4 protein-coding genes are annotated in these 10,767 nt (G+C 67.9%); 3 read left to right on the forward strand and 1 reads right to left on the reverse strand.

The annotated features are described in order from the left end of the window. Window positions 1-108 precede the first annotated feature (108 nt). The 3 genes from CA951_RS35550 (at window position 109) to CA951_RS35560 (ending at window position 4,612) form a co-directional block, all read left to right on the forward strand. Complete coding sequence (locus CA951_RS35550) at window positions 109-822, forward strand: thioesterase II family protein (protein WP_087561333.1); 714 nt, start codon at window positions 109-111, stop codon at window positions 820-822. Continuing rightward, window positions 819-1,649 (forward strand): SDR family oxidoreductase, encoded by an 831-nt coding sequence (locus CA951_RS35555; protein ID WP_087561334.1) that lies wholly within the window; start codon window positions 819-821, stop codon window positions 1,647-1,649. Before CA951_RS35550 ends, CA951_RS35555 begins: the two co-directional genes overlap by 4 nt. A 236-nt stretch (window positions 1,650-1,885) precedes the next feature. Continuing rightward, entirely contained in the window at window positions 1,886-4,612 is a 2,727-nt protein-coding gene (locus CA951_RS35560; protein ID WP_306300873.1) for an amino acid adenylation domain-containing protein, read from the forward strand. Here CA951_RS35560 and CA951_RS35565 read toward each other — a convergent pair. Next, window positions 4,591-10,767, reverse strand: a 6,177-nt coding sequence (locus CA951_RS35565) for a non-ribosomal peptide synthetase (protein ID WP_087561336.1), incomplete at its 5' end; no start/stop codon positions are given. The two genes, CA951_RS35560 and CA951_RS35565, sit on opposite strands and share 22 nt — an antisense overlap.

Here is a 10,767-nt window from a genome sequence, read left to right on the forward strand (position 1 = left end):
CACACCCGCAGACAGACGGCAATCCGAGAATCTGCCACTGCCGGGGCGGCGGGCGGCTTAGGGTCGACAGAACCGGACATCTCTGTTTCGTTGGAACGGAGTCGAGCAATGGAGGACACCACGCTCCTGTGCTTGCCCTACGCGGGTTCGGGAGCCTCGTTCTTTCGGGGCTGGCGCGGGTTGGCCCCGAAAGGCGTGTCCGTCGTGCCTCTGCAGCTGCCAGGGCGGGAGGAGCGGTTCGTCGAGCCGCTGTTGACCGATGTCGCAGCGGCCGTCGAAGATCTGTTGTCCCGAGCGCTCTGCGAGTGCCGGGACGCCGAGAGGATCGCGGTGTTCGGGCACAGCCTGGGAGCCGTTCTCGCCTACGAGCTGACGCATCGGCTGGTTGCGGAGGGCGATGTGCCGGTGACACGACTGTTCGTCAGCGGGTCACCGGGACCGCGCCATGTTCGCGAGATTCGCGCAGCACTGCTCGATGATGCCGAGTTCCTGGCCCGGGTCCACGAACTGGCCGGATACTCGCACCCTGCTTTGGAGAACCCTGAATTGCGTGATTTGTTGTTGCCGGTCCTGCGCGCCGACGTCGACATGCACGAGAGCTATCGGCCCCCGCCGCACCCGCGTCTGGACATTCCGATCACCGCCCTGCGCGGTCGTGACGATCACTTGGTCAGCTCGGTGCAGGCAGCCGAGTGGCAGGCGGCTACCACGGCCGACGCCTCGGTGCTGGAACTCGACGGCGGCCACATGTACCTCACCGATCACCCGCACGCTCTACTGCGCCTCGTCGCTGCCCAGCTCGCGGAATCGGGTTCCCGATGAGTCCGGACCTGGACGGCAAGGCGTCCGTCGTGACCGGAGCGGCCAGGGGCATCGGCCGGGCGTGCGCGGTGACGTTGGCCGCCGGCGGTGCGGACCTGATGCTGGTGGACGTCGCGCGGAATTTGCCGGGTGTTCCGTATCCACTCGGCACGCCGAGCCAGCTCGAGTACACCGCGGAGTTGTGCCGCGCCCAGGGGGTCTCGGTGCTGACGAGTGCGGTCGACGTGCGCGTGCTGGGTGAGGTCAGAGACGCGGTGGACGCCGCGCACGAACGGTTCGGCCACATCGACATCCTCGTCAACAATGCCGGAATCGCGGCGCCCTCGGGGTCCCTGGCCCATGAGATCGACGAGGACGAGTGGCAGTTGATGCTCGACATCGATCTCTCCGGGGCCTGGCGCACGATCGCCGTCGCCGGAAAGATCATGGTCGGGCAGCGCAGCGGCAGCATCATCAATATCTCGTCGACAGCGGGCATTGTCGGCTACCGCCGTTTCGCAGGTTATGTCGCCGCCAAACACGGATTGATCGGACTGACGAAGGCCGTTGCGCTCGACTACGCCCCGAGCGGGGTCCGGGTGAACGCCCTGTGTCCTGGTTCGGTGCGCGACAGTCCCGCATTCGAGGGCAGAATGCTGGCCGAGATCGCGCGCTCGCTCGGTCTGGAGGTCGAGGAACACGAATCCGTATTCGTGCAGTCGCAGCCGAACAACGCTCTCATCGAACCCGAGGACGTCGCATCCGCCGCGCGATGGCTTGCCTCCGACGACTCGCAGCATGTCACCGGCACCGTCGTGACGGTGGACGGCGGGTTCACCGCGCGATGACGGCGGACGGAGGTGGCGCTCCGGCGCTTATGATGTGGACCGTTCTTCGGTAGAGTTACCTTATGCACCAATCCCATTGGGGTCGGGCTGGGCTGGCGCGCGCGGCGTACGGCCATGCGCAGTCGGTGCGAATAGCCAGGGGTGTCGATCCTGATGCGACAGCGGAGCTGCTGGAGTCCGCGCGGGCGCGGTGGTGGGGGGATGAGGTTGCGGCCCCGCGCTTGTGGATCGAACGGGTGGACGGATCTGCCGCGGACGCCGCCGCACGGTGTCGTCGAGACCGTGAGTTGCGGCGGCCGGTCGGCACGAACGGGTGCGGGGTCAGGGCCGTTCTGCTGCTCTACTCGGACGGGGTGGCCGACCTGGTTCTCGCAGCGGACCGCCGGGATCTGGATTCGACGTCGCTTGCCACGATGAGTGAGGTCCTGACCGGTGACCTGGGGGTGGACGCCGTATCGGCGGGGCCGCTCGGCGAGCACCATGACGGCGACGCCCTCGATCCGTTGCCGTCGGCGAGTATGGGACGCCATCGATTCCCTTGGGCCGCAGCCGCCCAGCGTTCCGGGCCGGTGTCCTACGAGTATGCGCTGGGGCGGATCGATGGGGACATCACTGCCACGATCACCGTCGCGGCCGCACTGGTCCTGGGCCGGTACGAGCACCGTGACAGCGTGCGGGTGGCGGCCTGGTGCGAGGATCGAGATCGTCCGCCGTGCGTCCTGGGTGGTTTCTACCACTGCGTGGTGCCGACGGTCGACTGCTCCGAAAACGCTGTGCTGCAGGAAGTTGTCCGCAGCACGATCGATTCGCTGGATCAAAACGCTCGTGCCCCGCTGGACACCGACGCCGCCTACGGTCCGCGCGGCATTCGCGAGGTCGGCGTCGGTGTGCTGGGTGGGACGACGACGTTCCCCCGGGCCGCCCGGGACTGGCTGGCCTGCCAGTCCGCGCCGCTTCCGCTGACCCTCGCCCCGGTCGTCGACGCCACCGGAGCAGTCCTGCTCCAACTACACCGTCAGCAGGATGTGGTGGATGACGAGGCCGCACGGCAGTTCGGGCGGCACGTGATGCACATGTGTCATCAGCTGCGCGGTGCGGGTGCGAACGTTCGCGTCGGCGACCTCCCCGTGGGTGACGAGCAGACGAATTCTGGGGCGGGTCTCGACGTGGTCGCGCCGCCCGTACCCGGTCCCGGACGGATCGAGGCGTTGTTCCGGGTCCGCGCGAAGGACCAGCCCGACGCGATTGCAGTGGTACACGGTCATCGCCAGCTCACCTATGCCGAGCTCGACGACCAATCACGTTGGGCGGCAGCTGGCCTCCGGATCCGTGGGATCCGCCCGGGGGACCGGGTCGGTCTGTGCCTGGATCGGTCCGTGGAGTTGATCGTCGCCATGCTGGCGGTGCTCGACGTGGGGGCGGCATACGTCCCGATGGATGTGCGGCATCCCGCGGACCGGCTCGCGTACACCGTGGACGACGCCGACGTGCAACTGGTCGTCACCGACGTCGAGGACCCGGCGTGGAGCCGCGAGATCCGGGTGGTCTCACCGCGGGAGCTGGTATCGACCCGAGATGACACCACGGATACGGACGGGAACGGGCCCGGCACGGACGCGGCGGCGTACGTGATCTACACCTCCGGTTCCACCGGTCGACCGAAGGGTGTGATGATTCCGCACCGCGCTGTGTTGGCGCTTCTGGCGGCAACTGCTGCGGACTTCCGGCTCCACCCCGAGGACACCTGGTCGATGTTTCATTCGTCGGCCTTCGACTTCTCGGTCTGGGAGATCTGGGGTGCGTTGCTCACGGGAGCGCGACTGCTCATCGTGCCCTACTGGATTTCTCGGTCGCCGGTCGAATTCCATGCACTGCTCGCCGACGAGCGGGTGAGTGTCCTGAGTCAAACCCCCTCGGCCTTCGCTCAACTCGCCGAGGCGGACCGGGAGCTCGACCGCCTCGATGCGCTGCGCCTGGTCGTCTTCGGCGGCGAGTCGCTCGATGCGCGGACGCTTCTGCCCTGGATGGACCGGTATCCGGAGTCGAGATGCCGACTGGTCGACATGTACGGAACAACGGAGACGACCGTGCACGTCACGGCGCACACCGTGACGCGCGGCGACGCGGTGGCCGGCACCCGGGTTGTGGGACGGCCGCTGCCCGGCTGGTACGTGTTCGTGCTCGACGAACGAGGACGACCGGTTCCGGGGGGTGTGGACGGGGAAGTGTACGTCGGCGGTGCGGGGGTCGCGCTCGGGTATCTCCGTAGGCCCGAGCTCACCGCGGAGCGTTTTCTCCGTGTCCCGTCGTGCGGGAACCGAAGGCTGTACCGAACCGGAGACCGGGGTCGACTCCGTCGCGACGGCACGCTCGAACACCTCGGCCGGCTGGACACTCAGGTACAGATCCGCGGCTTCCGGGTCGAACTCGGTGAGGTGCGCAGTGTGCTGCTCGACGATCCCTCCGTCGTCGATGCGGCGGTGGTGACCAATGGAAGTGACGACGCGCCAGGCGGATTCGGTCTCGACGCGTATGTGGTTTCCTCGGACGAGCACGGCAAAGCGATTCGGCAGCGGGCCGAGAAGTTCCTCCCGGAATACATGCTGCCGCGCACCATCACAATGGTCGACGCCCTTCCCCTCACGATCAACGGCAAGCTCGACGTGGCCCGGCTTCCCGAACCCGATCGGCCCGCGCCGCGCTCCCCGATACCCCACGGATCCCCGGCAGGTGGGCTGGCCGGAACGCTCACCGACATCTGGGAAGCGGTGCTGGGGGTACCGATCGCCGCCGACGACAACCTCTTCGAGCTCGGCGGCAACTCGTTGTGCGCCATCAAAGCCGACAGCATGATGCGCCGTCAGGGGTTGCCGGTGCTTCCGATGCGGGAGTTGTATCTGCATCCGAGTATCAACGGCATCTGTGCCACCCTCGACAGGCTTTACCCGTCGCCGGACAGATAGGCCTCGACGATCGCGCCGATCTGCTGTGCGGGTCCGGGTTGCATCATGTCATTGTGGGCGCACCTCACCTGATGTTCGCGGATGTTTCCGGTGATCGACGGTCGCCAGGCATCGAGGGCCGTGTCCGTTTCCGGCGTCGTTGCCGCGGCGGTGACGAAGAGCACGTCCCCGTTGAAAACCTCGGGAGTGAAGTGAGTGAGCATTCGAGACGAGCGTTCGTATCCCTCGTTGATTCGGTGCAGGTGCTCGGGTGTCAGAGCCGCCGCAGGCCCATACGCTTCTTCGAGGACTTCTGCCGCTCGCGCGTAGGTCAGCTCGCCGTCATCGTTCGTTGCGGCCTCGACGCCGAGACCTTCGAGTAGCTGATCGACACCCAGCTGCGCTGGTGGGGTGTCGTCCGGGTTCCCTGGGTAGCTGTCGAGGAGGATGAGGGAGGCAACATCGTCGCCGTCGCGGCGCAGCTCCGTCGCCACCGCGTAGGCGATGGTCCCGCCCAGCGACCAGCCGAGGAGATGGTAGGGACCCGCCGATTGGACCGTTCTGATTTCCTGGACGTATCGGTGGGCCAGCTCCTCGATCGAATCGAGCTCCGGTCCACCACTGATCGACGGCAATTGCAGACCGTAGACGGGTCGACTCGGTGTGAGGTGCCGCACCAGCGCCGTGTATGCCCATGCCAGACCGATTCCGGCGTGCACACAGAACAGTGGTCGTGCGGTGCCGGTCGGGCGGAGCGGCACCAGTACTCGCAGTGCCTCGTCCACCGTGTCCGGTGCGGATCGAGCGTCGATCCGCGCGGCGAGCCCGGCCGGGGTGGGATCGAGAAACAGGGCCTGCAATGGGACGGTGCGACCGAGCCGCTCCTGCAGGGTGGTCAGCGCCCGGATCGCCGTCAAGGAGGTACCGCCGAGGGCGAAGAAGTCGTCGTCGACACCTATCCTTCCGGACCGTCCCTGCTCGGTGCCGAGGATCTCCGCGAAAGCATCGACCACGTCCCGCTCCAGTGGTGTCCGCGGTGGCCGGAACCGCGCTGCGCGCGACTGGAACTGTGGATCGGGAAGGGCGGCACGATCGAGCTTTCCGGTGGGGGTCAACGGGATGTGGTCGAGCTCGACGAAGGCCGCCGGCACCATGTGCGCGGGCAGCCGCCGGGACAGGTACTCGCCGAGATTCTCGGTGTCGAGGGTGGAACCGGGACGAGCAACGACGTAGGTGATCAGCACGGTGTCTCCGCCCGGGGCGGGCCGGCCGAGAGTGACGGCGAAATCTACGTCCCGCCGCGCTGTCAGTGCGGAATCGATCTCGCCCGGTTCGATCCGGTATCCCCGAACCTTGATCTGGAAGTCGGTCCGACCGAGATGTTCGAGCGAGCCGTCGGGGAGCGTCCGTACCAGATCCCCGGTGCGATACATCCGTTCGCCCGCGCCGGCGAACGGGCAGGCGACGAAGGTCCGTGCGGTGTCGGCCGGGCGAGCGTGGTATCCACGGGCCAGCCCGGGACCGGCGAGGTACAGCTCGCCCGGCGTTCCCGCTGGGACGGGATGCAGCCGGCTGTCGAGTACCGCGGCAACGAATCCCCGGGCGGGACGGCCGATGGAGACCGGGCCGTCCGGCGTCAGCTGTTCGCTGATGTGCGACATGATCGTCGTCTCGGTGGGGCCGTAGGCGTTGAACATGCGCCGGCCGGTGGCCCAGCGCGTGGCCAGTACCGGTGGGCACGGCTCGCCCGCAACGGTCAGGACCCGTAGTGACTCGAGTCGACTGGGGTCGAGGGACGCGAGCGCGGTCGGGGTGATGAAGGCGTGACTGACGCGCGCGTCGTCGAGGAGTCGGGTCAGTTCTGGGCCGCCGTAGGTCGAGGGCGGCACGATCACGACGTGGGCGCCGGCACAGAATGCCATGGTCAACTCGAAGATTGAGGCGTCGAAGCTGGGTGAGGCAAGGTGCGACACTCGTGCGCCGGGTGCGACCGTCAGTTGCGTGCGTTCGTGTTCGGCCAGGTTCGCCAGCCCGGTGTGGGTGAGCACGACGCCCTTCGGTGTCCCGGTCGACCCGGAGGTGTAGATCAGGTACGCGGGATGGGCGAGCTTCACTGGAGCGAGTCGATCCGCATCGGTCAGGGCGGTCCGCTCATATGCGGAGAGGTCGGCATGGAAGGCGGGGTCGTCGAGAATCAGCCAGGGCACCGTATCGGGGAGGTGTGCCCGATACGTGGACGACGTCACCCCCAGTAACGCTCCGCAATCTGTCAGCATGTGGTTGATGCGGTCGGCCGGGTACGTCGGGTCGACCGGCACCGGGGCGGCGCCGGATTTCACCACCGACCACAGGGCCACCACCGATTCGATCGAGCGTGGGAGAGCCGACGCGACAAAGGTTTCCGGTCCCGCCCCGCGATCGATCAGAAGTCGGGCCAGCCGGCTGGAACACTCTTCGAGTCGACGGTAGGTGATTTCGCGTCCCTCGCAGCTCACGGCCACGGCATCGCAGCCCATCCGGGCCGCATCGGACAGCAGTTCCGGCCACGGCCGGGGATCCGGTCCTCGGGCGCCGACGTCCGGTTCGCGCTCCACGGCATCGACGATCTCGATGTCACCGACCGGCCGGTCCGGGTCGTCGGCAACCGATTCGAGGATGCGGATGAACCGTTCCGCGAACCTGGCGACCGTGGGGGAGTCGAACAGGTCGGTGGCATAGGTGAAGGCCGCAGCGATTCCCGCAGGTGCACCGCCGCTGTCGAATTCCTCGACGACCAGGAGTTCGAGATCTTCCTTGGCGATTGCCGTCGCAACGGCGACTGCCTCGCCCTCGACCTCGGGCAGGGTGAGGTGCGCGGGCCGGGCGGGGCTCTCGACCTCGAGCGACACCTGGAACAGCGGGGAGTGTGAGGTGGAGCGAACCGGGGTCAGCGCCTCGACGAGTCGCTCGAACGGCAGGTCGGCGTGGGTGAACGCGCCGAGATCGGTTTCGCGAGTGTGCGCGAGGAGAGCGGTGAACGTATCGGCGGCGTCGACACGAGTACGCAGGACGAGGGTGTTGACGAACATGCCGACCAGGTCGTCCAGTGCCGGTTCCGGCCTGCCCGCAACAGCGGTACCGATGGCGATGTCGGCGGTCCCGGTCAGCCGCGACACCAGCGCGGCCAGCGCCGCGTGCACCGTCATGAACAGGGTGGTGTTTCGGTGACGCGCCATCGATCGCAGGGCGCCGTGCACGTCCGCGTCGATGCGGAAGTCCCACCGGTCGCCGCGCAGGCTTCGCTGCAGTGGGCGTGGCCGGTCCGTGGGGAGGGGCAGAACCTCGGGCAGTCCGTCGAGCGTGCGCGTCCAGTACTCGAGCCCGCTCGCGAGCCGGCTGTGCAGGCCGGCCGGCGTCCCGAACAACTCGTGCTGACGGAGCGAGTAATCCGCGTACTGGACGGGCAGCGGTGCCCAGCGGGGCGGCTCGTGACGCGTCCGGGCGGCGTAGGCAGTGACGAAGTCCCGGGTCAGCGGGGCCATCGATTGGCCGTCGGCGCTGATGTGGTGCAGGACGAGGACGAGGACGTGGTGTTCGGGCGTGAGACGGAGCAGCCTGCAGCGCAACGGAGGGTCGACGGTGACGTCGAACCCCGTGGTCACGAACCGGAAGATGCGGGCCGTCAGGTCGTCATCGGTGGCACTGATGATGTCGGCGTGCGGGACTGCATCCCTGGGGGGTAGTACGTGCTGGACGGGCTGACCGTCGCGCAGCGGGTAGATGGTGCGGAGTGCTTCGTGCCGTGTCACGACGTCGGTCAGGGCCGCCGAGAGTGCGTCGGTGTCGAGCGCCCCGGTGAGTCGAAGCGTGACGGGAATGTTGTAGGCGGGTGAGGCGGTGTCGTACTGGTTGAGGAACCACATCCGGTGTTGTGCGGGTGACAGCGGGAGCACGGGGGGTCGGGGGCCGGCAATCAGCGGTCGCGGGGAGTCACCCGTCCGTCGCGCCAGCTGGTGGGCGAGGGTGCGTGGCGTCGGGTTCTCGAACAGATCGCGGACGCCGAGATCGGTGTCGAGGGCCGCATCGACGCGCGCGACCGCTCGCGTGGCGCTGAGCGAGTTGCCGCCGGCATCGAAGAAGTTGTCGTCGACACCGACGTGGGCGATGCCGAGCACCGCGGCGAAGACGTCCGCCACGATCTCCTCCACGGGAGTCGCGGCGCGGCGCGATCGGCGGGTGGTCGAGTCGATCCGAGGGTCGGGAAGCGCGGCGCGGTCGAGCTTGCCGACACGCGTCAACGGGATCTCGTCGATCGTCACGACGGCGGCGGGGACCAGGTACGAGGGAAGACGATCGACCAGGTAGGTGCGCAGCTCGGTGGGCTGGGGGTCGGTGTCCTCGGCGGGCAGCACGTACGAGACGAGAATCGGGTCTCCGGCAGGTCCCAGCCGGCTGACGGTGGCGGCGTAGTCGACGTCGGGGTGCAGGGCGAGTGCGTTGTCGATCTCACCCGGTTCGATGCGGAAACCGCGGATCTTCACCTGGAAGTCGCTCCGGCCGAGGTATTCGAGCGCATGGGTGTCCCTCGTCCAGCGCACCATGTCACCGGTCCGGTACATCCGTTCGCCGGGTGCGCCGAAGGGGTTGGCGACGAACGACGTGGCGGTGAGGCCGGGACGCCGGTGATAACCGCGGGCAAGCCCGCCCCCGGCGATGTAGAGCTCACCGGGCACACCGGCCGGGACCGGCTGCAACCGGCAGTCGAGGACGAGTTCGGCGACCCCGCCGATCGGGCCCCCCACTGTCACCGGAGATCCGACGGTCATCGGCTCACTGATGTTGCACATCACGGTGGTTTCGGTAGGGCCGTAGCCGTTGCGCAGTCGGCGACCCGGGGCCCAGCGGGTCACCAGTCCGGGCGGGCACGCCTCGCCTCCGACCACCACATCGGTCAGGCAGTCGAGGTCTTCGGGGTCGGTCGACGCCAGCGCCGCTGTGGGAACGAACGCGTGGGTGATCCGTTCGGAGGCCAGCAGCCGGGCCAGTTCGCTGCCGCCGTACACCGTCGGGGCGGTGATCACCATCGTCGCCCCGACCCCGAACGCCAGCAGATAGTCGAAGATCGAACCGTCGAATGTGGGCGAGGAGAAGTGCAGGACACGCGACCGTCGATCCGTCCCCGTCAGCTCGGCTTGGGTGGTCGCGAGGGTCGCGAGTCCCCGGTGGCCGACCACCACTCCCTTGGGGGTGCCGGTGGACCCGGAGGTGTAGATCAGGTAGGCGGGATGATCTACCCGCAGCGGTGCCCGCCGTTCGGAGTCACCGACGGCGGTCGCAGGGTAGCGCCCGATCGCCGCGGTGATGTCCGGGGCGTCGAGGACGATCCATCGGACGGTCAGCGGCAAGCGGCCTCGGTGGGCCTCGAGCGTGATACCGAGGGCAGAACCGGAATCGGTGAGCAGGTGCTCGATCCGCACGTCGGGATAGGTCACATCGACAGGCATGAAGGCCGCACCGGTCTTGACCACCGCCCACATCGCGACCACGGAATCGATCGACCGCGGAATCGCGAGCGCAACGAACGATTCCGGCCGGGCCCCATGTTCGACGAGCAGGCGCGCCAACCGATTCGATGTCTCGTCGAGCTCGCGGTAGGACACCACCCGATCTCCGTACGACAATGCCGGTCCCGCGGGGTCGAATGCGACCGCATCGGTCAGGATGTCGGCGAAAGTCCTGTCGGGTCCGGGAACAGCACCACGGGCGGGACGGAGTTCGCGCATCTCGGTGTCACTGAGCAGGTGGAGCCGGGCGAGGGGAAGATCTGGACGGGTGGCGATCATCTCCAGCACCCGGATCACCTGCCGCGCCAGGGATTCGACCGCCGTGCGGTCGAGTGCGACCGGAAGATATTCGAACTTCAGGTGAAGAGCGGTTCCCTCGGTGACGGCGAGGGCGAGGGGGTAGTGGGTGGCGTCGGTGCCCTGGACATCGGTGATGTGGAGGCCGGTGGTGTCGCCGGTGGTGAGGGTGGTGGGGTCGAGGGGGTAGGACTCGAGGACGGTGAGGGTGTCGAAGGTGGCGGCGGGTCCGGTGGCGGTGTGGATGTCGGTGAGGCCGAGGGGGTGGGGTCGAGGAGTCGGGGGTGGGTGGTGGGGGTTCGGTGGGGGAGGTCGGTGAGGGTGTCGGTGGGGGGG

Origin of the sequence: Rhodococcus sp. NCIMB 12038 (assembly GCF_002165735.1) — a bacterium.
Classification (GTDB): Bacteria; Actinomycetota; Actinomycetes; order Mycobacteriales; family Mycobacteriaceae; genus Rhodococcus_F.

Bases quoted from the DNA above. Each gene is read 5' to 3' on its own strand.
- CA951_RS35550 (WP_087561333.1), top strand. From the start codon at position 109: ATGGAGGACACCACGCTCCTGTGCTTGCCCTACGCGGGTTCGGGAGCC.
- CA951_RS35555 (WP_087561334.1), top strand. From the start codon at position 819: ATGAGTCCGGACCTGGACGGCAAGGCGTCCGTCGTGACCGGAGCGGCC.